Annotated in this window: 21 protein-coding genes; 9 read left to right on the top strand and 12 right to left on the bottom strand. The window is 63.7% G+C overall.

Translation table 11 applies throughout. The features are described 5' to 3' along the window. Positions 1-56: 56 nt before the first annotated feature. Positions 57-1,379 (bottom strand): CmpA/NrtA family ABC transporter substrate-binding protein, encoded by a 1,323-nt coding sequence (locus BDOA9_RS15300; protein WP_025034820.1) that lies wholly within the window; start codon positions 1,377-1,379, stop codon positions 57-59. A gap of 684 nt (positions 1,380-2,063) precedes the next feature. Between BDOA9_RS15300 and BDOA9_RS15295 the strand changes: the two genes are divergently transcribed. Together BDOA9_RS15295 and BDOA9_RS15290 are read left to right on the top strand one after the other, a co-directional pair. Further along, entirely contained in the window at positions 2,064-2,903 is an 840-nt protein-coding gene (locus tag BDOA9_RS15295) for a formate/nitrite transporter family protein (RefSeq protein ID WP_025034819.1), read from the top strand. A gap of 66 nt (positions 2,904-2,969) precedes the next feature. After that, the gene (locus tag BDOA9_RS15290) at positions 2,970-4,694 is read left to right on the top strand and encodes a bifunctional protein-serine/threonine kinase/phosphatase (protein ID WP_025034818.1); all 1,725 of its coding nucleotides are present in this window, start codon (positions 2,970-2,972) and stop codon (positions 4,692-4,694) included. A 73-nt stretch (positions 4,695-4,767) separates the two neighbouring features. On the opposite strand, the gene BDOA9_RS15285 is transcribed toward BDOA9_RS15290, so the two are convergent. Then, the gene (locus BDOA9_RS15285; RefSeq protein WP_025034817.1) at positions 4,768-5,637 is read right to left on the bottom strand and encodes an SDR family oxidoreductase; all 870 of its coding nucleotides are present in this window, start codon (positions 5,635-5,637) and stop codon (positions 4,768-4,770) included. A 102-nt stretch (positions 5,638-5,739) separates the two neighbouring features. On the opposite strand from BDOA9_RS15285, the gene BDOA9_RS15280 reads away from it, so the two are divergent. Next, a complete protein-coding gene (locus BDOA9_RS15280; RefSeq protein WP_025034816.1) occupies positions 5,740-6,630 on the top strand; it encodes a LysR family transcriptional regulator in 891 nt (296 codons plus the stop codon). Positions 6,631-6,654: 24 nt separating this feature from the next. Here BDOA9_RS15280 and BDOA9_RS15275 read toward each other — a convergent pair whose 3' ends face one another. Further along, complete coding sequence (locus BDOA9_RS15275; RefSeq protein ID WP_025034815.1) at positions 6,655-7,572, bottom strand: intradiol ring-cleavage dioxygenase; 918 nt, start codon at positions 7,570-7,572, stop codon at positions 6,655-6,657. Between the two features lie 161 nt (positions 7,573-7,733). Here BDOA9_RS15275 and BDOA9_RS15270 point away from each other — a divergent pair, with 161 nt between their 5' ends. Then, positions 7,734-9,008: a serine hydrolase domain-containing protein gene (locus BDOA9_RS15270; protein WP_025034814.1), complete on the top strand. Its 1,275-nt coding sequence runs from the start codon at positions 7,734-7,736 to the stop codon at positions 9,006-9,008. Between the two features lie 51 nt (positions 9,009-9,059). Here the strand turns inward: BDOA9_RS15270 and BDOA9_RS15265 are convergent, their stop codons facing one another. The 3 genes from BDOA9_RS15265 to BDOA9_RS15255 form a co-directional block, all read right to left on the bottom strand. Beyond that, positions 9,060-10,379, bottom strand: coding sequence for a TRAP transporter large permease (locus BDOA9_RS15265; RefSeq protein ID WP_025034813.1), 1,320 nt, complete (start codon positions 10,377-10,379; stop codon positions 9,060-9,062). Beyond that, complete coding sequence (locus tag BDOA9_RS15260; RefSeq protein ID WP_025034812.1) at positions 10,376-10,891, bottom strand: TRAP transporter small permease; 516 nt, start codon at positions 10,889-10,891, stop codon at positions 10,376-10,378. The genes BDOA9_RS15265 and BDOA9_RS15260 overlap by 4 nt, the downstream gene beginning before the upstream one ends. A gap of 82 nt (positions 10,892-10,973) precedes the next feature. Beyond that, complete coding sequence (locus BDOA9_RS15255) at positions 10,974-11,972, bottom strand: TRAP transporter substrate-binding protein (protein ID WP_025034811.1); 999 nt, start codon at positions 11,970-11,972, stop codon at positions 10,974-10,976. A 351-nt stretch (positions 11,973-12,323) separates the two neighbouring features. Between BDOA9_RS15255 and BDOA9_RS15250 the strand changes: the two genes are divergently transcribed. Further along, entirely contained in the window at positions 12,324-12,668 is a 345-nt protein-coding gene (locus tag BDOA9_RS15250) for a DUF1236 domain-containing protein (protein WP_025034810.1), read from the top strand. A gap of 104 nt (positions 12,669-12,772) precedes the next feature. Here BDOA9_RS15250 and BDOA9_RS15245 read toward each other — a convergent pair whose 3' ends face one another. From BDOA9_RS15245 to BDOA9_RS15230, 4 genes are all read right to left on the bottom strand, one after another. Then, a complete protein-coding gene (locus BDOA9_RS15245; protein ID WP_025034809.1) occupies positions 12,773-14,338 on the bottom strand; it encodes a peroxidase family protein in 1,566 nt (521 codons plus the stop codon). Between the two features lie 260 nt (positions 14,339-14,598). After that, complete coding sequence (locus BDOA9_RS15240; protein WP_025034808.1) at positions 14,599-14,871, bottom strand: hypothetical protein; 273 nt, start codon at positions 14,869-14,871, stop codon at positions 14,599-14,601. Between the two features lie 142 nt (positions 14,872-15,013). Continuing rightward, positions 15,014-15,811, bottom strand: a complete 798-nt coding sequence (locus tag BDOA9_RS15235) for a cytochrome c biogenesis CcdA family protein (RefSeq protein WP_042336104.1) — start codon at positions 15,809-15,811, stop codon at positions 15,014-15,016. A gap of 206 nt (positions 15,812-16,017) precedes the next feature. Continuing rightward, positions 16,018-16,284: a hypothetical protein gene (locus tag BDOA9_RS15230; RefSeq protein ID WP_025034806.1), complete on the bottom strand. Its 267-nt coding sequence runs from the start codon at positions 16,282-16,284 to the stop codon at positions 16,018-16,020. A gap of 515 nt (positions 16,285-16,799) precedes the next feature. Here BDOA9_RS15230 and BDOA9_RS15220 point away from each other — a divergent pair. The 4 genes from BDOA9_RS15220 to BDOA9_RS15205 all read left to right on the top strand — a co-directional run bounded on the left by BDOA9_RS15220 (position 16,800) and on the right by BDOA9_RS15205 (position 19,774). Beyond that, entirely contained in the window at positions 16,800-17,849 is a 1,050-nt protein-coding gene (locus BDOA9_RS15220; protein WP_025034804.1) for a LysR family transcriptional regulator, read from the top strand. Positions 17,850-17,878: 29 nt separating this feature from the next. Further along, the gene (locus BDOA9_RS15215) at positions 17,879-18,250 is read left to right on the top strand and encodes a helix-turn-helix domain-containing protein (protein WP_020608151.1); all 372 of its coding nucleotides are present in this window, start codon (positions 17,879-17,881) and stop codon (positions 18,248-18,250) included. Between the two features lie 315 nt (positions 18,251-18,565). Beyond that, positions 18,566-19,387, top strand: coding sequence for an enoyl-CoA hydratase (locus BDOA9_RS15210; protein ID WP_025034803.1), 822 nt, complete (start codon positions 18,566-18,568; stop codon positions 19,385-19,387). A gap of 105 nt (positions 19,388-19,492) precedes the next feature. Beyond that, positions 19,493-19,774: a hypothetical protein gene (locus tag BDOA9_RS15205; RefSeq protein WP_025034802.1), complete on the top strand. Its 282-nt coding sequence runs from the start codon at positions 19,493-19,495 to the stop codon at positions 19,772-19,774. A gap of 34 nt (positions 19,775-19,808) precedes the next feature. On the opposite strand, the gene BDOA9_RS15200 is transcribed toward BDOA9_RS15205, so the two are convergent. Together BDOA9_RS15200 and BDOA9_RS15195 are read right to left on the bottom strand one after the other, a co-directional pair. Next, on the bottom strand, positions 19,809-20,888 hold the full coding sequence (locus BDOA9_RS15200) for an isocitrate/isopropylmalate dehydrogenase family protein (RefSeq protein WP_025034801.1): 1,080 nt from the start codon (positions 20,886-20,888) through the stop codon (positions 19,809-19,811). 134 nt (positions 20,889-21,022) lie between these two features. Beyond that, complete coding sequence (locus BDOA9_RS15195) at positions 21,023-22,090, bottom strand: alcohol dehydrogenase (protein WP_025034800.1); 1,068 nt, start codon at positions 22,088-22,090, stop codon at positions 21,023-21,025. Between the last annotated feature and the right edge of the window lie 30 nt (positions 22,091-22,120).

Raw genomic sequence — 22,120 nt, 5'->3', positions numbered from 1 at the left:
TCTCTCTCGGCTTGGCAGGGACGACGCGGCCGCCCGAGGGCGGCCGCAGGGCTCCATCAGACTTCGACGCGCTTGATCGCGAGGGACTTCAGATAGGCGGCCGGATTCTCCGGATCGAACACCTTGCCGTCGAAGAAGGTTTCCTTGCCGCGCGAGGTGGAGGCCGGAATGTCGGCGGCGGCGACGCCCAGACCCTTGGCCGCGTCCTTCCAGAGGTCCTCGCGGTTGACCTTGGCGATCAGCGCCTTGCTGTCGAAGCCGGCTTCATATTTGCCCCAGCGGATGTCCTCGGTCATGAACCAGAGATCGTGGCTCTGGAACGGATAGGAGGCATGATCGCGCCAGTACTTCATGATGTGCGGCGAGTTCTCGACCACCTTGCCGGGAATGCCGTAGTCGAACTTGCCCTTGGCGCGGTCGGCGATGTCCTCGACCGGGCAGTTGATCCACTGGCGCTTGGCCATGATGGTGGCGAGCTCTTCCTTGTTCTCCATCTTGTCGGCCCATTGCTGGGCCTCCAGCACGGCCATCAGGATCGCCTTTGCCGCCTTCGGGTTCTTGTCGACCCAGGCCGCACGCATGCCGAACGACTTTTCGGGATGCTTGCTCCAGATCTCGCCGGTGTTGACGGCGGTATAGCCGATCTTCTGGTGGACCAGCTGCCCGGGCCAGGGCTCGCCGACGCAGAAGGCGTCCATGGTGCCGACCTTCATGTTCGCCACCATCTGGGGCGGCGGCACGGTGATGGTCTCGACGTCCTTGTCGGGGTCGATGCCGCCGGCTGCGAGCCAGTAGCGGATCCAGAGGTCATGCGTACCGCCCGGGAAGGTCATCGCGACCTTGGCCGACTTGCCTTCGGCTTTCTTCTTCTCGAATGCGGCCTTGAGCACCGAGGCATCCGCGCCGACCTTGAGGTCGGCATATTCCTTGGCGACCGAGATGCACTGGGCATCGAGATTGAGCCGCGCCAGGATGTACATCGGCGTCGGCTGGTTGTTCTGCGTCACCTTGCCGGCCGAGATCAGGTACGGCATCGGGGTGAGGATGTGCGCGCCGTCGATGCCGTTGCCTTCGGAGCCGAGCACGAGGTTGTCGCGCGTGGTGCCCCAGGACGCCTGCTTCTGCACGTCGGTGTCGGGCACGCCGTGCTTGGCGAAGAGGCCCTTGTCCTTGGCGACGAACAGCGGGCCGGCATCGGAGAGCGCGATGAAGCCGAGCTTGGCGCCCTTGACCTCGGGGCCTCCGTCCTGCGCGAAGGCGCCGGCGGGGAAATTCAGCTTGGCGGCGGCGAGCAGTGCGGCGGTCGCGCTGGTGGCTTTCAACAATTGACGGCGGCTGAGGCCGGTCGTGTCTGAGGGCCGGCGGATGCGCTTGGTCATAGGCAGTGTCGTCCTTTGGCGTCGTTGCGGAATGATTTGCGGCTGTGTGCGCGAGCAGCCCGTCCGTCCGGTCGCGCCGTTCTTGGCGCATGCGAACGCGCGACGGGGGAACCCCCGTCTGGTGGGCGTCAGCAAATCGGATGAGATGTCTCGCGGGACGGCTTCAATGGCGTCGGGCTGGAAGTATTCAAGCTTCATGCCAAGCATCGCCTTGTTAAAAAGCACGATATTTCAAAGCGTTGTAGCGATAGCGCCAAATTGTCGCAGGATGGTTCCGCATGCAAAATTTGCGATCTGCATATTCCTTGTGCGACGCACAAAACTTATGCAGAAGCTCAATCGAAAGGCCGAGAACGTGTCAGAAGCAGCTCGAGCAGAGCGGGATCGCATTGAAATTGCTTTGTATTTCCGACGCACCGCGCCGGCACACAACTTGCATTTGAATTTGCCGTCAACGAAGACTGCGGCGTCGCCGCATTGATGCAGCCTCTGACGGCTGCATCCCGGAAGCTTACCTGCTTCGCGGTCTCCCGGCTTCAGAGTCCTCGTGACGCGATTCCCTGAGCTTCCAGACTTTCCATAGCCCTCCTCGTGCGCGGCAGGCCGCCCGCACGACCGATGACGTTCAGCCGCGCTCTCGCCAGGGCGCGTGTCGATCACGCTTACGAAGCAAAGGAACCATTGATGTCGTATCTCGCGCCTTCGGAATTCGTCACCAAGATGGTGGATGCGGGCGAGTCCAAGATCTTTATGTCCACCCGGGACACCATCATCCGCGCCTACATGGCCGGCGCGATTCTGGCCCTCGCAGCCTGGTTCGCCGTCACGATCAACGTCAACACCGGCCAGCCGCTGGTCGGCGCGCTCTTGTTCCCCGTCGGCTTCGTCATGCTCTATCTCCTGGGCTTCGACCTCCTGACCGGCGTGTTCGTGCTCTCCCCTCTCGCGCTGATCGACAAGCGTCCGGGCGTCACGCTGAGCGGCGTGCTGCGCAATTGGGGCCTCGTCTTCGTCGGCAATTTCGCCGGCGCCTTCACCGTGGCCTTCATGATGGCCTTCGTCACGACCTTCGGCTTCACGCAGGCGCCCGACAAGGTCGGCGCGGCCATCGGCCATATCGGCGAGGGCCGAACCCTTGGCTATGCCGCGCACGGCGCGGCCGGCATGGCGACGCTGTTCCTGCGCGGCATGCTCTGCAACTGGATGGTCTCGACCGGCGTCGTCGGCGCCATGATCTCGACCTCGGTCCCCGGCAAGGTGATCGCGATGTGGATGCCGATCCTGGTGTTCTTCTACATGGTGTTCGAGCATTCCGTCGTGAACATGTTCCTGTTCCCGTCGGGCCTGCTGCTCGGCGCGAAGTTCTCGATCTTGGACTACCTGATCTGGAACGAGATCCCGACCGTGCTCGGCAACCTCGTCGGCGGCCTCGCCTTCACCGGCATGACCCTCTATGCCACCCACGTCATGACCCTGCCGAAGCGCCAGGCAGACAGGGCTGCAAAGCCCCGCGTCGCGGCCTGATCGAATAAGTCTCGACAGGGGAGCCTCGCCCAAGCACGGTGAGGCTCCCCTCTCCCGGTGATCACGATGCCCCGCGGACTCCAGATCTCGGTCGGCCAGCACTCGGACAGGGGCCGCAAGCCCGTCAACCAGGATTTTCACGGCGTCCTGATTCCGGAGGAGCCACTGCTCAGCCTCAAGGGCATCGCGGCGGTTCTCGCCGACGGCATTTCCTCGAGCACGGTGAGCCAGATCGCCAGCGAGTCGGCGGTCAAGAGCTTCCTGATGGACTATTACTGCACGTCGGAATCGTGGACGGTGAAGACCTCCGCCCGCCGCGTGCTGGAGGCGACCAATTCCTGGCTGCATGCGCAGACGCGCAGGAGCCAATATGCCTATGACCGCGACAAGGGCTATGTCTGCACCCTCAGCGCCATGGTCATCAAGGCGACGACCGCGCACATTTTCCATGTCGGCGACTGCCGCATCTACCGCCTCGCTGGCAAGGCGCTGGAGCAGCTGACCGACGATCACCGCATCATCGTGTCGTCGGAGCAGACCTATCTCGGCCGCGCGCTCGGCATCAATCCGCAGCTCGAGATCGACTACCAGACGGTCGAGATCCAGGCCGGCGACACCTTCCTGCTGGCGACCGACGGCGCTTACGAGTTCGTCGATGCGCGCTTCGTCACCAGCGCAATCGACGAGCACGCCGAGCTCGACGGCGCGGCGAAGGCGATCGTCGAGGAAGCCTACCGGCGCGGCAGCGACGACAACATCACCGTGCAGATCCTGCGCATCGATGCGGTGCCGGAGGAAACCGGCGTGTTCGATCCGACCTCGACGCTGCCGCTGCCGCCCCTGCTAGAGCCGCGCGCGATGTTCGACGGCTACCGGATCATCCGGGAGATTCACGGCAGCAGCCGCAGCCATATCTATCTCGCGGTCGATGCACAGACCGAGGAGACGGTCGCGCTCAAGATTCCGTCGATCGACCTGCGCGACAACCAGGCCTATCTGAAACGTTTCCTCATGGAAGAGTGGATCGCGCGGCGCATCGACAGTCCCTACGTGCTCAAGCCGCGATCGCGCTCGACGCGGCGCAATTACCTCTACGTCGCGACCGAGTTCGTCGAGGGACAGACGTTGCGGCAATGGATGCTCGACAACCCGCGTCCCGATCTGGAGACGGTGCGCAGGATCATCGAGCAGATCGCCACCGGGCTTCGCGCCTTCCACCGCATGGAGATGCTGCACCAGGATCTCAGGCCCGACAACGTCCTGATCGACAAGACCGGCACCGCAAAGATCATCGACTTCGGATCGGTGAGGGTCGCAGGCGTCGCCGAAGCGGCGCCGAGATCGGCCGACGCGGAAATTCTCGGCACGGTCCAGTACACCGCACCGGAATATTTCCTTGGGCAGGGCGGCTCGCCCCGGTCCGACATGTTCTCGCTGGCCGCCATCTGCTACCAGATGCTGACCGGGCATCTGCCCTACGGCGCCCAGCTTGCCAAAATCCGCGGACGATCGGACGCGTGGAAATTGCGCTACCGCCCCGCGATCGACGCCGAGCGCGGCATCCCGGGCTGGATCGACGGCGCGCTCAGGAAAGCGCTGCATCCCGATCCCATCAAGCGCCACGAGGACATGTCCGAGTTCGTGTTCGAGCTCAGAAATCCCAATCCGGCCTATCTGAGCACGCGCATCACGCCCCTCCTCGAGCGCAACCCGCTGATGTTCTGGAAGCTGACCTCGGCCGCGCTCGCCTGTGCCGTCGTCGTGCTGCTGGCGCTGCTGCATGCGCGCTGATTGAGATTGCCGCTCGCCACATGAACAATGGCGAGCGGCGGCCAGCCTCCGTGCGCTGCTGCTCTAGCAAGCCTCAGCCGGACGCCGTGATCTCGGCGACGAAGTCGCGGTAGGAACGCAACGAACGGCCCAGCCTGTCGGTCAGACGCTGGACGTCGCCGTCCTCGGGGATCATTCCCTCGGTGAGGAAGCGCTCGCTCATCACCCGCATGTCGAAGGCCATCCAGGGCGGCATGAACTGCCTGAGGGTCTTCTCGAAGCCTGCGGTGTCATCGCCGCCGTAGACGATCGGGCGCCCAAGCACGTCCGACCAGATTGCAGCTGCCGTCGCACCGGTCAGCGTATCGGGACCAACGAGGTTGATGCGCTCGAGCGGAAGCAGCATCGCGGATGTCTCGCGGCGGATCAGTTCGATCGCCGCGATCTCGCCGATGTCGCGTGCGTCGATCATCGCAAGGCCCTTGCTGCCGATCGGCATGGGATAGACGCCGTACGCGGTCACGGCATCCTTGATCATGAGTTCGTTGTTCATGAAATAGGCGGGGCGCAGGATGGTCGCCTTGAGGCCCATCTGCTCGATCATGCGCTCGACGCCGAACTTGCCGGCGAAGTGCGGCACGTTCACGTAGCGGTCGCTGTGAATGACCGACAGGTAGACGAACCGCTCGATGCCGGCCTCGCGGGCGAGGTTGAGGGCAGTCAGGGCCTGGGTGAATTCGTCCGGCACCACGGCGTTTAGCAAGAACAGCGTCGAGACGCCCGAGAGCGCAGCGCGCAAGGAATCGACGTCCAGCAAGTCTCCCTTCGCGACGGCGACACCTGCCGGAAGGTTGGCCTTCTCGGGATTTCGGACGAGTGCGCGCACATCGGCGCCACGCTTGACGAGTTGCTCGACGACGTTGCGGCCGATGGTGCCTGTGGCACCGGTAACGAGGATGGTCATGGGATCACTCCGGTTTGGGTCTAAACACACCCCGGAAATTAATGATCCACACACGGTCCGATAGACGCTATATTTGGACAGATCGTCTCATTGGTGGAACAGATGGATTTGCTTGCGCTTGCCGATTTCAATCTCGTCGCCCGCTATGGAGGGTTCGGAAAAGCCGCGCGCGCCGCGGGACGCCCTAAAGCGACCTTGTCGCGGCGGGTGTCCGAGCTCGAGAGCAGTCTCGATCTGCGTCTCTTCGAGCGCGGCGGCCGCACTCTCAAACTGACCGAAGAAGGACGGGCGCTTTACGAGCGGACCGGAGCGCTCCTCACCGAGCTCGATGAGACGGCGGCAGCGATCGCCTCCGGCGGAGACAAGCCGAGGGGCCGATTGCGGATCAGCGCACCCCTGCTCTTCTCGCAAACCGCGATGGGCCGTCTGGCGGCCGACTTCGCCCTTCGGCATCCGCAGGTCCGGCTCGAGGTCACCACGGATGACCGCCAGGTCGATATGATCGAGGAAGGCTTTGATCTCGTGATCCGTGTCAATCCCGATCCGGATGAAAGCCTGGTCGGCCGCATCTTCTTGCGGGACCGAATGCTGGTCGTGGCCAGCCCCACCCTGAAACGCCCAAAAGAAAACCTCGTCGTTCCGGCCGTCGTGCGCGGCAGTGACCCGGCGGCGACCTGGGACGTCAGGCGACCAAGCGGCCCATTGCGCATCGCGGTCGATCCCGTGCTGCGGCTGTCATCGCTGATGATGGTTCGCGATGCCGTGAGAGCCGGCATCGGCGCAGCAAGGCTGCCGCTGTCGCTCGTCAGTCACGATCTTGCCGCCGGCACGCTGGTCCGCTGGGGAGATGTCGATGGATCAGACATCGCCCTCTGGGCGCTCTATCCTTCGCGACGATTGCTCAGCGCGCGCGTCTCCGCCTTTCTCGACCATCTGAAGGACGCCTTTCCGAACGGAACACCGGAGGAGCTGGCAGCCTACATCCGGGGATGACCACACATCCGACACGAGGCCGCCTCACGCCGGCTCCGCCGCCTTCGTCCCCAGCGGCTTCGGCGCCATGCCGCCGCCGGGCTTGAGGTGGAATTCGTAGGTCATCAGATGCCACCGCCCGTTCGCCTTGGTGCCGTCGGGCATTGTGGAATCGCTGCGCGGCTCGACCTTGGCGACGAGGTCGTCCTTGACGCCGAACACGACGTCGGAATCCAGATATTTGTCGTCGCCGATGAAGACGTGCGTGATCAGCGGCTCATGGCCCTTGGCGTTGACCAGGAAATGCACATGCGCCGGGCGCATCGGGTGGCGGCCGGTCTGCACGATCATCTCGCCGACCGGACCATCGGTCGGAATCGGATAGCTGCACGGCAGGATGGTGCGGAAGAAGAAGCGCCCATCGTCATCGGTGATGAAGCGCGCCCGCGCCGAGGCGCCGACCTCGTCATAGTTCGGCTTCTGGGAATCGTAGAAGCCGTCGTCATCGGCATGCCAGACGTCGACGGGAACGCCGGCGAGCGGCTTGCCCTTCAAATCCGTGACGCGGCTCTGCACGAACATCCGCTCGCCGGTCTGGTTGCTCGGCGAGATGTCGATGCCGTGCGCAGTCACCTTGTGCTCGCCGACATAGAACGGGCCGAGCACCGTGGTCTGCGTGGCACCGTCGCGATCCCTGTGGTTGACGGCGTCGACCAGCATGGAGACGCCGAGCACGTCGGACAAAAGGATGAATTCCTGGCGGGTGTCGCTGCATTTCTGCCCGGTGCGGGTCAGGAAGTCGATGGCGTATTCCCATTCCTCGAAGGTGAGACCGGTCTTGCTCACGTAATCGTGCAGCGACTTCACCAATTCCTGCAGCAGGAATTTCGCACGCGGATCGGGCGTGTGGTCGAAGCTCCTCACGACGGCTTCGGTGAGGTCGGTCTCGTTGAACTGGGTCATGGTGCGTTTGCCCTCGCGTTTTTATCGTTGGCCCAGGCGGGCTCCTTGTGTTCCGAGGCCTGAGTCTACACCAGGCGGCCCAGCCCCGTTAAGCGCAACCGGCTTGGAATGCGGCGGCCATTTCGGTATCAACTTTCCGACAAAACGCCCCGGAGGAACTGATGCTCGCCCCCACCCCCGCCTCGCCCGAATCCGTCGGCATGTCCAAGGCCGCGCTCGACCGCGTCGATGCGCATCTGAGGCGCCGGTACATCGATGCCGGTCGCTTCCCGGGCACGCATCTTCTGGTCTACCGCCGCGGCAAGGTCGCCCACAGCTCGCTGCAGGGCTTTGCCGATGTCGAGCGCAAGGTGGCGGTGAGGGACGATACGATCTATCGCATCTATTCCATGACCAAGCCGCTCACCAGCGTCGCCTTCATGATGCTGGTCGAGGAAGGCCTCGTCGCGATCGACGAGCCCGTCGCCAAATACATTCCGGAGTGGAAGGACCTCGGCGTGTTCGTCGCCGGCACCTACCCGGCGTTCCTGACCCGGCCGCCGTCCCGGCCGATGCTGATCGTCGACCTCCTGCGCCACACGTCTGGGCTCACCTATGGCTTCCAGCAACGCTCCAACGTCGATGCAGCCTATCGCAGTGAGAAGATCGGCGAGGTCGAAAAATGGGGCACGCTCCAGACCATGATCGACGGCCTGGCCAAGATTCCGCTGGAGTTTTCGCCGGGCGAGTCCTGGAATTACTCCGTTGCGACCGACGTGATCGGCTATCTCATCGGCAAGATCTCCGGCGTGCCGTTCGAGCAGTTCTTGAAACAGCGCATTCTCGATCCGCTCGGCATGACCGACACCGACTTCCACGTGCCCGCCTCCAAGGCGCATCGCCTTGCGGCCTGCTACTCCGCCGATCCCGGCGGCGGCATGACCTTCCATGCCGGCCAGCGCCGCGAGGGACTGACGCTCCAGGACGATCCGGCGACGAGCTCGTTCCTGTCGCCGCCCTCGTTCATCTCCGGCGGCGGCGGCCTGTGCTCGACGGTCGCCGACTATCTCACCTTCTGCCGCGCGCTGCTCAATGGCGGCGCGCTCGGCGGTGTCAGGCTGATCGGGCCGAAGACGCTGGCGCTGATGACGACCAACCACATTCCGGGCGGCCGTGCGCTTCCGGAGGTCTCGCGCTCGCTGTTCTCGGAAGCGACCTATAACGGCATCGGCTTCGGTCTCGGCTTTGCCGTCACCATGCGCCCGGCCGAGACGCTGATCGCCGGCAGCCCCGGCGAATACAATTGGGGCGGCGCGGCCACGACATCGTTCTGGATCGATCCGGCCGAGGAGCTGATCGCGATCTTCATGACCCAGGTGCTGCCGTCGAGCGCCTACCCGATCCGCCGCGAGCTGCGCAGCATGGTCTACGCGGCGATCACCGAAAGCAATCTGTAGCCCATCGCGACGATCCCGTGGCCGCCGGCCGCGGGATCAGGCCATCGCAGCTCACTTGAGCATCTCCGGCACGATCAGGCGCGGCAGGAACAGCGACACGCTGGGCCAGACGATGACCGCCGCCAGCACGAGCAGCATCGGGATCAGCATGATCACCGTGTCCTTCAGGGCATAGCGCAGCCGCACGCCGGCGATCGAGCAGGCGATCATCAGGCAGAGGCCGTAGGGCGGCGTCACCAGCCCGAAGGCCAGCGACACGATGGAGATGATCGCGAACTGGACCGGATGAAGATCGACCGACCTGGCCAGCGGCTCCAGCACGGTGCCGACGATGATGATCGCCGGGATGGCGTCGAGGAAGCAGCCCACCACCAGAAAGCAGAAGGAGATGAAGAAGCCGGCCGCAACGACGCCCATGCCCCAGGTCGAGACGTTGGCCAGCAGCTCCTGCGGGATCTTGTAATAGGCGAGCAGCCAGCCGAATGCGCTCGCGGTGCCGACGCAGAACAGCGCCACCCCGGCGAGGCGCCCGGTGTCGAGCAAGGCCTTGTACAATTCGCGGACACCCGTCTCGCGGTAGAAGAACGCCGAGAGCACAACGGAATAGAGCACCGCGACGCAGGCGGACTCGGTCGCGGTGAACCAGCCGAGCAGGATGCCGCCGACGATGATGAACGGCGTCATCATCGCCGGTATCGACCGCCAAATGGCACACCGCATCTCGACCCAGGTCGCCTTCGGATAGGTCGGATAGCCGCGGCGCACGGCATAGATGTGCACCGTCGCCATCTGCGCACCCGCGATCAAAAGGCCCGGCACGATGCCGGCCAGATACATCGCCGCGATCGAGGTCGAGATCAGCCCGCCCCACACGATCATGAGAATGGAAGGCGGGATGATGACCGCAAGCACCGCAGAGACCGCGGTGATGGCGATGGAGAACGAGAGATCGTAGCCCTCCTTGGTCTGCGCATCGATGAAGATTTTCGATTGGCTTGCCGCGTCGGCAGTGGAGGAGCCGGAGATGCCGGCAAAGAACACCGACAGCACGACGTTGATCTGCGCCAGCGATCCCGGCCAGTGCCCGACCATCGAGCGCGACAGCGCGACCAGGCGGTCGGTGATGCCGCCAATGCTCATCAGATTGGCGGTCAAGAGGAAGAACGGCACCGCGAGCAGGATGAAGGAATTGTAGGCGTTGAAGGTTTCCTGCGCGAGCGTCATCAGCGACAGGCGCGGCTCGATCAAAAGGATCGGCACGCAGGCAAGGCCGAGCGCGAAAGCGACCGGCACGCGCACGATGAGCAGACCGACGAAGACCCCGAACAGCACCATCGCGGCCTGTCCGGCGGAGAGTACATTGCCGCTCATTGCCCCGCCCCAATCAGAACGCGCATTTCATCGACTATCTGCTCGCCGGCAAACACGATCCACGTCACGCCGGCCACAGGCCAAGCGACGTGAATCAGCCAAAGCGGCAGATCGGCCAGCTCCGACGTTCTGTTCCAGGCGAAGCGGGTGAACTCGATACCAGCCGTTACGAACACCAGTGCCAGCGCCAGCACGCCGAGCCGCGCCAGGATCCGCACCGCGGCCTCCGACCGCCGCGACAGATCGGGCCACACGTCGACCTCGAAATGCTGCGCTTCCCGAACCCCGACCATGGCGCCGATCATGATGGTCCAGATGAACAGGAAGCGCGCCATCTCCTCCGTCCAGATGTAGGACGGGATGAAGGGCGTGTAGCGTGAGATGATCTGCAGCGTGACCGGAATGACCAGGATGCCGACGCAGGCGGCCAGCAGGATCTCCAGCAATTTCGCATAGGCCGCCGTGAAGCGACGCCACAGCGACGGTGTGGACGGGACAGGCATGTCGGACATTCGTGCTCCGTGCGGCGCTCATCCGCCGGCTCCGGGCAGGAAGCGGGGCCTGCCCGGAATGGTGTCGGCGGACAGGGCGACCTCAGACGACGTTGATCTTCTCGAAGATGCCTTCGGCGCCGATCTCCTTGGCGTAGGTCGCCATCACGGGATCGGCGAGCTTCTTCATGGCGTCCCGCTCCTCGAAGGGAACGCGCTTGAGCTTGCCGGCCTTTTCCAGCGTGTCGAGCTTGACCACCTCCTCGCTCGACTCGAGCTGGCGGCCGTAATCGCCGGCCTCCTTGCCGGCCTTCATGATCGCGTCCTGCAGATCCTTCGGCAGCGTCTTCAGCGTCTTCACCGAGAAGCAGATGGGCCGGATCGACACGGCGTGCTGAGTGAGGTTGAGATGCGGAGCGACTTCGTAGAATTTCATCGCCTCGACGCCGGCCGCTTCGTTCTCGCCGGCCGATATCACCCCGTTCTGGATCGCGTTGTAGACTTCGTTATAGGCGATCACGGTGGGGCTCATGCCGACCGCCGCAAAGGTCTTCGACCAGATCGGCGCGCCCTGCACGCGGACCTTGAGCCCTTTGAGATCGGCGAGGTTCTTGAGCGGCTTGTTGGCGAAGATGTTGCGGATGCCGCCGCCGGCATAGCCGATCAGAACCACCTCGGCCTTGGCCGCGACCTCGTCGGCAACCGGCGCCAGGATATTGGCTTCGACCACCTTGTTCATGTGCTCGATGCCCTTGAACACGAAGGGCGCATCGATGAACGGGGCCGCCTTGGCGAAGGTCGACATGTGGGCCGGCGAGACAATGGCGTAATCCACCGCCTTGCCCTGCGACATGTACTCGAAATACTGCTTCTCGAGGCCGAGCGAGGAGTTCTTGTGCAGGGTGAAGTTGACCGGCTTGCCGTAATATTTCTTCACCAGCTCCTCGAACCGGATCAGCGCCCGGTTGAAGGCATGGTCGTCGTTGAACTGCACGGCACCGTTCAGCGTGATCGGGGCTTGCGCCCTCAGGATCGACGGCATGCCGATGGTGGCTGCCGCAGCGCTTGCACCGATCCCAGCGAGAAATGATCTTCGCTTCATCGTCTCCCCTCCCTTTGATGCTCCGGCCCTGTCGCCGGGCCGTGAGCGCAGCCGCTATGCGGCTTGCGAGAGGCAAGCGTATGAAAAAGCTCGGTTGGACGGAAGTCATTTCGCGTGCGCCGCCGGCCCTCATCGTCGCGGGGCTGCTCCGGCACGACACTGCTGCACTGCAACCTGATCGCCGGCACATGCACTTCTTGGTCTTGACGTCCTGGACGACGTCGAGATCGCAGGGGCCCGTTGCCTGCTGATCCAGGAACGGGAAAAACAGGCATTTTGTTCCTGTTCGCCGGGGAACCCTGCCCGCGGTGAGATGTTGATGCGGCCTATTCCCCTGAGAGGAGAAACAAGATGAAGAAGCTGTTCCTGCTGTCCGCCGCGGCAGCGTTGATCTCGACCGGCGCGTTCGCGCAATCCACCGTAGTGACCACCACCGGAACCGGCCACGCGGCCGCGGTTCAGATCGAGCCGCAATACAGGACCAAGATCAAATCCTACGTCACCGAACATCGCGTGCGTCCGGTCACGACGAAGGAAAAGATCGTCGTCGGCGCGACGGTGCCGAGCGACGTCGAGCTCGAGGCCGTCCCGTCCGATTGGGGCCCGTCGCTGACGAAGTATCGCTACGTCTATTCGGGCGAGCGCGTGATGCTGGTCGATCCCGGTTCACGCACCGTCGTTCAGGAAATCGATTGATGAAAACAGGAGGGCGGCCGTCTCGGCGGCGGCCGCCCTCCCCCATTTGATCGCATGACGTCGATCCTTCCGGAAAACCGCGCCGCGGTTCTCCGGATCACGCTTTAGACCGTCGAGATGCCGTCGATCGGGCTAATGTCCCCGACGAAACGCAGCAGATCGGCCATCGTGAATTCGCCCGGCACTTGCGAGGGCAACGTCGGCTTCCAGCTCTTGCCCTTGAGCCACAGATACGACTGGTGATCGCCGTGGACGAGGCCGACGAAGACCTCGGCAAGCAGCGTCGCGCCGACGGGCCCGAGCCGTTCACCTTTGCCCCGCTGCTCGGCCTCCTTGAGGATGTAGTACCAGAGCGGGGTGTGCTGGTGCAGGCCATGCTTCTTCGCTACGGCACCGTCGCTCCCCTTCGAGATTTCCTCCGGCGTCAGCGGGTTCTTGATCTTCATCGCCTTGGCGACGTCCTGCCCCGACGGCAGTCCCAGCAGCACGCCGCGCTTGAGATTGCGGAATGGCAGGCTGGCGGTATTGCTGCCGCTGCTTTCCCCCGGCAAGCTGTGAAGTTGCGGCACGACGAACGGATCGATCTTGCGCGACAGGTTCAACCCCACTCCCTGCGGATTGGACTGCAGCACCTGATAGAAGCGGCGCCAGTCAATGATCCAGTTGCTGGAGAGGACCGGAAGCGGGAGCGGCGGCTGAATCGGATTGGGTGCGAGATCTCCGACGATGCCTCCGGAAAGTCCGGTGAACCTGAACAACAGATCGAGCGTCGCTGGAGCGGCACCGCCCGGCGTGAAGATCCTGTTGTGGCTGTAGACCTCGCGAACCATGCTGTGGCCGAGACGGTAGACGGCAGCGGAAAACTCGACGGGCATGTAGGGTATCTGCTTGAATCGGTAGAAGCGCCGTCCCTGCTCGAGGATCTTCGCAACGATTCCCTTTTCGGTAATGCGCTCGACAAAATCGTGCAGGACCATCCATTGGTAGTGCCAAGTCACGATCTGGCGCGCTTCCTCGAAGATCTCGCCGGCGGGCTTCCCCGACGCCGCAAGCCGGTCGCAGACCTTGTTGTGAAACTTCAACATCGCAAGATGAGTCTGCGCGACGAGCAGGTTCTCGTCGTTGCGGTGATCGCCGATCAGGGCAAATCCCTCTGGATTGCGCGGGAGGTCGTTACGATGATCGCCCGTGATGTTGCCGACGCCGACATTGACGGTCTTGCCGATCAGCAGCTTCGGACCCGGGGTCCTGCCGCTGTCGCTGGCCGAATTGCGCGCGTACAGATGGCGGCTTCCGTCGGGACCGAGACCATAGATGCTGTCGAGATCGAGTGCGGGCGTGCGAAAATTCGTGACCGCCGTCGGATCGGCTTCCTTCTCGCCGAAGGAGGTCAGATCGAGCGTGATATCGTGATCGACGAATTGTCCCAGATAGGTGAAGCCGGCGGGCACGTTGGCATTGTTCCCCGTGGGGTCGCCGGGCGTTGGGTCCTTCATCGCATCGGCGAGTTCACGCAGCGGACCGTCGTCGACGGCCAGCGGCTCCAGGTTCGGAAACATCCGGCCAAACATGCCGGGATCGTCGTGTCCGGAAAGCGTATCCAGAAATTGCCGCGTCGGTTGACGTCCGGCCTTGCCATGACCGGGATGAACATTCACGTCGGTTCCCATCGCTTGCTCCTGCTCAATATGCTGTAAGGGGAGAGGGGCGCGGAAGATGTCGATTGGTGTGAAATTCTCGTTTCAGTATACGTTCAGAAGAATTGCCCCTCAGGGTGCAGTAGGATGAAATATTACTACAGATTGCATTCTATGGGTGGGTCCTACCGCGAGGCTTTTTGCCCCACCAGCCACACAGGCTTTTGATCGCCCGGAGCGCGAGCAAGAAAGACTAAGGCGCGATCGACGCGCCGGCTCGATCTCTCCGCGCTTCAGCGCTTGGCAGCGAACCGCGACCAGATCTCGGCGTCCGTGTAGAAGTCCACGCCGCCATCGAGATCTCTCACGAGCCACTCGCCGAGATAGACGATCTGAGTGCCGCTGCGCCGCTCGTGCCGAAGCTCGAATTTTCCGTCGGAATCCTTCTGCAGCGAGCAATTCAACTGAACCCAGCTCGGCCATTCCTGCAGCGGCTGTCCCAAAAACTGCCAGGCAACCAAAGCCGCGTTGTCCGACAGGGGTTCTAAGCGCAGTGTCTTGGTCACGTGATCTCCACCATGCGAGTTGTCCCCCGGTGCAACGCCTCGGGACCGGAAAGGTTGGAATCGTCGTTCCGTGACAGCATGCCTGACGGGTTTCAACGGTTCCTCACCTTTTTCGTCCGTGAAAACCCGGTCCCTGCGCGCCCTAACCGATCGTCTGCAGCGCCGGAAACGTCTCCAGCAGCCAGATGCTCACATTCGAGACCGCGCCGGTGAGAAAGCCGATGCCGGTGAGAACCATCAAGACGCCCATGGCGCGCTCGACATTGACGAGGTGGCCCCTCATGCGCGCGAACAGCGCGGAAAACTGCTCGATCATCAGCGCCGCGATCAGGAACGGAATGCCAAGGCCCGCGGAATAGACCGCCAGCAGGCCGGCGCCCCTCATCACCGTGGCTTCCGCCGCGGCGATCGAGAGGATCGCGGCGAGGATCGGGCCGATGCAGGGTGTCCAGCCGAAGGCGAATGCGAGGCCCATGATATAGGCGCCCCATAGGCCGACCGGTTTGGGAATCGGCAGACGCCCCTCGCGCATCAGAAGGCCGATGCGCGTCAGGCCGAGGAAGTGCAGGCCCATGATGATGATGATGATACCGGCGAGGAGTGCGAACGGATCATCCGGAAGCGGAAGCTTAACACCGAGGACCGTCTGGATTTCCGACACCCACTGAAGGTAGGCAAGCCGGAGGTCCCGCAGTCCTTGGCCAACGAAGCTGGCTGTTGCACCAAGAGCAATGAAGATGGTGGAAAAGCCGAGCACGAACAGGAGCGCCGACAATAGGATTGCGCGCTTGGAGGCCGCGGCCGGCTCGTCGCTCTCGACATGCTCGATCGTGGCGCCGGTGAGGTAGATCAGATAGGGCGGAACCAGAGGCAGGACGCAAGGCGAGAGGAAGCTGACGAGGCCTGCAATCAGCGCCGCCGGGATCGAAACATTTTGCATGATGCAGTCGGAGCCATCTCAGGCTCCGGCACAGCGCGCAAGGAACGCGCCCGGCCCGGAGCCGAACCGGCTCTGGTGTAGCCGATGCCGGAGAATGCGCAACAGAGGCGCACAGAACCAAGGCTCCGCCCGATGCCCTCCGTGATCACAGATGCGGCATCGGGACACGCGCAAACCTCGCCAAAAAGCGAGATTCGGCGGCGCGGCTACTTCACCACGCGGAGCAGCGGACGCCGGGGCTGGTCCTGCGTCTGCTTGGAAGGGGGCGGCGGCTCGCTCGCAGCGCTGCGCAGCATTTCGTCGCACAGCGCCTTGAGATCGGCACTATCGATTCCTTTGAGTTTCATCCTGACGTCGAGGATGACGATGGACAGCATCTCGGCCGACTCACGGCTGTTGCACGCATTGAGAACCCTGCGGCACTCCTCGAGGGTTTCCAGCACCGACTGCAACTGTTCGTCTGAATGCGACACCGGCGTTCTTTCCGTTAATTCGGCCTGCGAGACGTATCTGTCACGCCCCCTCCGGCCCCCATGGAAAACGAAAGATAGCACGAGGCGACTGCGCCTTCGAACCTGATTTCAGTATGTTTCTGCTGTGAAACCGTGCTTCCGGCCGCCATTGCCGGGCGGCCCAATTGCCGAACCTCGAAATGCTGTGGGACCAAACGCTTTAGGCGGTGTGATCGATCCATCGGGGGCCACATGATGAGGGGCGCCAGCATGAGCGGCGACAGCACCGACTGCCGCGCAGGACCATTCATCGCGGACAGAGCCGGCAATCCCGCAGCCATTTCGCGGCTCGCAACGGAACTCACGCCATACCCCTCAATCGAGCGGATTGTGTTCGCCCGAATTCCCAGCCCCTGGCAGCATCCAAATACCGCCCTCAGGTAGTAAGGATGACGTTCAAAACTCGTCGTTCCCCAACCCGTCGTGGTTGTGGTTTGCTCCAGATTCTGCCAGTTTAGCTTTCCAAAGGGAAATGTATGCACTCCTTGGCGGAAAGGGGCGTTCCTCTGGCGGAACGCCCAAAGACAAATCTCAGCGGCCTGTCGGATTGGGACGCCGCTCGGATCTTTTTGGAAGTCGTCCGATGCGGAAGCTTTCGCTCGGCGGCCGAGCGCCTGTCGCTGTCGATCAACGCCGTACGCCGGCGGATCGACGATTTCGAACGCCAGACCGGAACCACGTTGTTCACCCGCGACGTCCACGGCACCCATCTGACAGATGAGGGCGCGCTGGTGGTCTCCGCCGTCGAACGCATGGAGGCGGCCACCTTCGACGTGCTGCGCGCCAGCGATTCGATGGCCAACGCCCTGTCCGGCGAGGTCCGCGTCGCCGTCACCGAGGGGCTCGGCACTTTCTGGCTGGCCCCGCGCCTGGTCGAATTCCAGCAGGCCTATCCGAAGATCCTGGTGGACCTGCATTGCGCGATGCGCTCGGCCGACGTCTCGCGCCACGAGGCCGACGTCGCCATCCATCTGTCCCGTCCCTCGGCGCTCGACATCAAGCTGGTGCGGCTCGGCCGCATGCATCTGATGTTCTGGGCCTCCGAGAAATACATCGAAAAGCATGGCGCGCCGCGCACGGCGGCGGAATTGATCAAGCATCGCCTGGTGCTGCAATTCGCCGACCAGCTCGCCGCCAAGGAATCTTTCGAGAGCTTCTTCCCGGGCGTGTCCGAACGTGACCTTCTGGTCATGAAGACCAACGTCTCGAGCGCCAACTATTGGGCGGTCGCGAATGGCGCCGGCATCGGCGTCTTCCCGAGCTACGCCATCGCGCTTGGCGGGAAGTTGATTCCACTGGAGGTCGAGCTGAACCGGCCGCTGGATATCTGGCTGTCCTACCACCCCGGTAGCGGCCGTATTCCGCGCGTGAGGCACATGATTGACTGGCTGATCGAGGCTTTCAATCCGGCGCGCTTCCCGTGGTTTAAGGAAGAGTTCGTGCACCCGCACGAATTCAAGCACTCGTATATGGGCGAACCCCTGACCCAGCTCTTCGGGGGATTTTCAACCGAAGAACAAAGGTGAGAAAAGAGATGAAAGCAGCGGCGAAGAGAATGAAGCAGCGCAGTGCCGGCAAGCCGGACATCGAGCTTGGCAAGCGGATCCGCCTGCGGCGCGTCGAGATGAAGATCTCGCAGGCCGAGCTCGGCGAGAAGCTCGGCGTCAGCTTCCAGCAGGTCCAGAAATACGAGAAGGGCGTCAATCGCGTCGGCGCGGCCCGGCTTCAGCAGATCGCCTCCGCCCTCGATGTGCCCGTGACCTTCTTCTACGACGGCGACAACAAGGCCCGCGAAGTCGAGAGCCTGCTCTTCCTCGATTCGGCCTTCAGCCTCCGCCTGCTGCGCGCCTACAGCAAGATCAAGGACCAGACGGTGCAGCGTCAGCTCGTCTCGCTGATGGAATCGATCGCGGCGAACGAGAGCTGAGGCCGCTCGACGGCCCGGCCTTCACGGCCGACGTTCAATCCGCCGCGTCACGGGGGCGCGGCCGGATTGCACGAGATCGGCTGGATCGGATCGGAATTTGACTTGGCCCGCGCGATTCGCGCGTGGCCTTGGTTTTCGGGGCGGCCTGACCACCCCTTTTTTCTTGGCCTGTCTTCCTTCGAAGGTTCGGCTCGTCGACGTCGCGCGCCATGCAATCGCAGCACGGCCGGTTGCAGGCTCTGCTCTGCTGCGCCGGTTGACCGCGGCGGCGCCCGCGCCGCACATTGCGCCTCGCCACCGAGCAGCGAGCGCGCGATGCCAGACATTTTCAGCACGACCGGAACACCTTACGCCGACGGCAAGATTCTCGCGCACACGGCCGGCGGCGTCGGCGTGATCACCTTCAACAATCCCGACAAGCGCAACGCGATGTCGCTGGAGATGTGGGAGGGATTCGGCGAGGCCCTGACGGCCTTGCGCGACGACGACACGGTGCGCGTCGTGATCCTGCGCGGCGCCGGCGGCCAGGCGTTCGTCTCGGGCGCCGACATCAGCCAGTTCGAGAAGGTCAGGCACAACGCGGCGGCGTCCGAGCAATACGCCAAGCGCAGCGCCGCCCAGCGCGCGCTGCTCGCCGATTATCCCAAGCCGACCATCGCCTGCATCGACGGCTATTGCCTCGGCGGCGGCATGCAGGTCGCGATGCTCGCCGACATCCGCCTCGCCTCGCAGGGCAGCCAGTTCGGCATTCCTGCGGCAAAACTCGGGATCGCCTATGGCTATGACGGCTTGAAACATCTGGTGTCGCTGGTCGGGCCGTCCTGGGCGCGGCTCCTGATGTACACGGGCATGCGCATCGATTCCGCCGAGGCGCTGCGCATCGGTCTCGTCGAGCGCGTGTTCCCGCAAGGCGAGCTCTGGGGCGAGACCATGACGATGGCCGAGACGATCGCGCAGAACGCCCCGCTCGCGATCAAGGCCGCCAAGATCACCATCGCGCAGGTGCTGAAGGACGAGAGCCGGCGCGACATGGAGGCGATCAAGGCGATCGGCAACGCCTGCATGGACAGCGCGGATTTCCGCGAGGGCCGGCAGGCCTTCATGGAAAAGCGCAAGCCGCAGTTTCGGGGACGCTGAAGCTGAACCGACATTCAGGAAGATTAAATTCCGCGCGCAGCCCAGTCGCCGTTGCAACCAGTTGATACGTCGCAAGTTCTCCGGCTACCAACGAGGGAGGTTGCGATGAAACTCAAATTTGCTGTTCTTGCGCTGGCTGCGATGGGTGGTGTGTCGCTCGCGTCCGGACCCGCGCTTGCGGCAATGCCGAACGGCATCCCGCAGGCTGACAAGATCGCAAGCGGTCCGGCCGCCAACGTCGAGCAGGTGCGCTGGGTGTGTAATCCCTGGGGTCGCTGCTGGTGGCGCCCGAACTACTATCGCGCCTACGGCTATTACGGCGGCCCCCGCTTCTACGGCCCGCGTCCGTGGGGCTGGCGCCATCACCACCATTGGCGCCGCTGGTGAACGCGAAGGGGCCCCGCGGGGCCCCTCTTTTCGACTATAGTGCCGCGAGCACCGCTTTCGTGATGTCGGCGGTGCCATTGCTGCCGCCGAATTCCATCGGCTTGATGCCGCCGGCATAGACCTGGTCCACCGCACGCTCGATCGTCTCGCCGGCTTCCGCGGCGCTCTCGAGGCCGTGCTTGTCGGCGAGCCAGTCCAGCATCATCGCCGCCGACAGGATCATGCCGGTGGGGTTGGCCTTGCCCTGCCCCATGATGTCGGGCGCGGTGCCGTGGCACGGCTGGAACACCGCGTATTTGTCGCCGATGTCGGCGGACGGCGCCATGCCGAGGCCGCCGATCAGGCTCGCGGTGATGTCGGAGACGATGTCGCCGAACATGTTCTCCATCACCATCACGTCGAAATCCCAGGGACGCTTGACCAGCATCGCCGAGCAGGCATCGACATAGAGCCGGTCTGTGTTCACGTCAGGATGCTTGGTCGCGATCTCGTCGAAGATGCCGCGGAAGAACGCGAACGCCTTGAACACGTTCGCCTTGTCGACGCAGGTGAGCGCGCCCGGCTTGCCGCGCGCCTTGCGCCGCTCGGCGAGGCGAAACGAGAACTCGAACAGGCGCTCGGAGGTTTTGCGCGTGATCACCAGGGTCTCGCGCGCGTCCTCATGGGTGACGACGCCCTTGCCCATCGAGGCGAACAGGCCCTCGGTGGACTCCCGGATCACGACGAGATCGATGCCGCGCTGGTCCGCGCCGACGATCGGGCTCGGCACGCCCGGAATGAGGCGCGCCGGACGCACGCCGGCGTAGAGATCGAAGATGAAGCGCAGCTCGATCTGCGGCGCGATCTCGGTATTGTCGGGGTAGCGCACCGACGGCAGGCCGCAGGCCCCGAGCAGGATCGCGTCCGCCTCCTCGCATAGCCTGATGGTGCTGTCCGGCATCGACTTGCCGGTCGCGAGATAATGGTTTGCCCCGGCCGGCGCCTCGGTGAAGCGGAAGCCGAGGCCGGACTTCTCGCCGACCTTGCGGAGCACCTCCAGCGCCGGCGCCATGACCTCGGGGCCGATGCCGTCACCGGCGAGCACGGCAATGTGGAAGGCGTTGTTTGCGGACATGGGGTTCCCAATTGAAGGACGGTAGAGCCTCGTCATTGCGAGGAGCACTTGCGACGAAGCAATCCAGACTGTTTCCGCGGAAGGAGCTCTGGATTGCTTCGCTGCGCTCGCAATGACGGTGAAGAGAGTTGTTACTACGGCGTCAGCACCGTACGCCCGACCACCGCGCCCTGCTGCAATTGCAGCAGCGCGTCGTTGGCCTTGGCGAGCGGTTGCCGCGTCACCGGAATCGGCGGCACCTTCTTCGCCCGCACCAGGTCGAGCAACTCCTGCGTCTCGCGCAAATTGCCGACATAGCTGCCCTGAATCGTGACCGCCTTGATCGGAATCAGCGGCAGCGCCCAGGTCGCGCCGCCGCCGAACAGGCCGACGATGACGAGCTTGCCGCCCTTGGTCAGGCAGTCGAAGCCGAGCTGCGTGGTCGCGGCATTGCCGACGAGGTCGATCACGGCGCGGATCGGGCCTCCCGCCTTCCTGGCGAGCTGCTCCAGCGCGTCCGGCGCCTTGGGATCGACGGTTGCGAGCGCACCGGCCTTCTCGGCCGCCTCGCGCTTTCTGGCGTCGATATCGACCATGATCGCGCCCTTGCCGCCCATCGCCTTGAGCAGCGACAACGCCATCAGGCCGAGGCCCCCGGCGCCGAACATCACGATCGGCGTGTCGAAATGCTGCTCGACCTTCTTCAGCGCGCTGTAGGTGGTGACGCCCGAGCAGGCATAGGGCGCGGTCGTCGCGGGATCGAGGCCCTTCAGATTGAGCAGGTAGCGCGGATGCGGCACCAGCATGTGATCGGAATAGCCGCCGTCGCAATAGACCCCGAGCGAGCGCGGCGTCAGGCACATGTTCTCGTCACCGGCGAGGCACGTCGCACATTTGCCGCATCCGATCCAGGGATAGACGAGCCCGACATCGCCGATCTTCAGCTCGCCCTGATCGGTCGGCTTCACGTCGGGGCCGAAAGCGAGGACCTCGCCGACGGTCTCGTGGCCCATGGTCAGCGGCAGGCTGATGCCGCGATCCTTCAACGAGAGCGGCTTGCGGCCATGGCCGAGATCGTAGCCGCCTTCCCAGATGTGGAGATCGCTGTGGCAGACACCGGCTGCCTTCACCTTGATCAGCACCTGCGTGCCCGAGGGCTGCGGCGTCGCCTCGTCGAACTCCTGCAGCGGCGCCTTGAAATCGGCAACCTTGAAACTCTTCATCGGCATCCTCCCGCATGCTTTCTCGTTGTC

The organism is Bradyrhizobium sp. DOA9 (genome assembly GCF_000617845.2).
Lineage (GTDB): Bacteria > Pseudomonadota > Alphaproteobacteria > Rhizobiales > Xanthobacteraceae > Bradyrhizobium.
The sequence above is the reverse complement of the archived record's forward strand: the minus strand, read 5'-3'. Positions and strand labels throughout refer to the sequence as shown.

Excerpts from the sequence above, each read along its gene's own strand:
- BDOA9_RS15300 (WP_025034820.1), bottom strand. The coding sequence starts at position 1,379 with ATGACCAAGCGCATCCGCCGGCCCTCAGACACGACCGGCCTCAGCCGC.
- BDOA9_RS15295 (WP_025034819.1), top strand. The coding sequence starts at position 2,064 with ATGTCGTATCTCGCGCCTTCGGAATTCGTCACCAAGATGGTGGATGCG.
- BDOA9_RS15290 (WP_025034818.1), top strand. The coding sequence starts at position 2,970 with ATGCCCCGCGGACTCCAGATCTCGGTCGGCCAGCACTCGGACAGGGGC.
- BDOA9_RS15285 (WP_025034817.1), bottom strand. The coding sequence starts at position 5,637 with ATGACCATCCTCGTTACCGGTGCCACAGGCACCATCGGCCGCAACGTC.
- BDOA9_RS15280 (WP_025034816.1), top strand. The coding sequence starts at position 5,740 with ATGGATTTGCTTGCGCTTGCCGATTTCAATCTCGTCGCCCGCTATGGA.
- BDOA9_RS15275 (WP_025034815.1), bottom strand. The coding sequence starts at position 7,572 with ATGACCCAGTTCAACGAGACCGACCTCACCGAAGCCGTCGTGAGGAGC.
- BDOA9_RS15270 (WP_025034814.1), top strand. The coding sequence starts at position 7,734 with ATGCTCGCCCCCACCCCCGCCTCGCCCGAATCCGTCGGCATGTCCAAG.
- BDOA9_RS15265 (WP_025034813.1), bottom strand. The coding sequence starts at position 10,379 with ATGAGCGGCAATGTACTCTCCGCCGGACAGGCCGCGATGGTGCTGTTC.
- BDOA9_RS15260 (WP_025034812.1), bottom strand. The coding sequence starts at position 10,891 with ATGTCCGACATGCCTGTCCCGTCCACACCGTCGCTGTGGCGTCGCTTC.
- BDOA9_RS15255 (WP_025034811.1), bottom strand. The coding sequence starts at position 11,972 with ATGAAGCGAAGATCATTTCTCGCTGGGATCGGTGCAAGCGCTGCGGCA.
- BDOA9_RS15250 (WP_025034810.1), top strand. The coding sequence starts at position 12,324 with ATGAAGAAGCTGTTCCTGCTGTCCGCCGCGGCAGCGTTGATCTCGACC.
- BDOA9_RS15245 (WP_025034809.1), bottom strand. The coding sequence starts at position 14,338 with ATGGGAACCGACGTGAATGTTCATCCCGGTCATGGCAAGGCCGGACGT.
- BDOA9_RS15235 (WP_042336104.1), bottom strand. The coding sequence starts at position 15,811 with ATGCAAAATGTTTCGATCCCGGCGGCGCTGATTGCAGGCCTCGTCAGC.
- BDOA9_RS15220 (WP_025034804.1), top strand. The coding sequence starts at position 16,800 with ATGCACTCCTTGGCGGAAAGGGGCGTTCCTCTGGCGGAACGCCCAAAG.
- BDOA9_RS15215 (WP_020608151.1), top strand. The coding sequence starts at position 17,879 with ATGAAGCAGCGCAGTGCCGGCAAGCCGGACATCGAGCTTGGCAAGCGG.
- BDOA9_RS15210 (WP_025034803.1), top strand. The coding sequence starts at position 18,566 with ATGCCAGACATTTTCAGCACGACCGGAACACCTTACGCCGACGGCAAG.
- BDOA9_RS15205 (WP_025034802.1), top strand. The coding sequence starts at position 19,493 with ATGAAACTCAAATTTGCTGTTCTTGCGCTGGCTGCGATGGGTGGTGTG.
- BDOA9_RS15200 (WP_025034801.1), bottom strand. The coding sequence starts at position 20,888 with ATGTCCGCAAACAACGCCTTCCACATTGCCGTGCTCGCCGGTGACGGC.
- BDOA9_RS15195 (WP_025034800.1), bottom strand. The coding sequence starts at position 22,090 with ATGAAGAGTTTCAAGGTTGCCGATTTCAAGGCGCCGCTGCAGGAGTTC.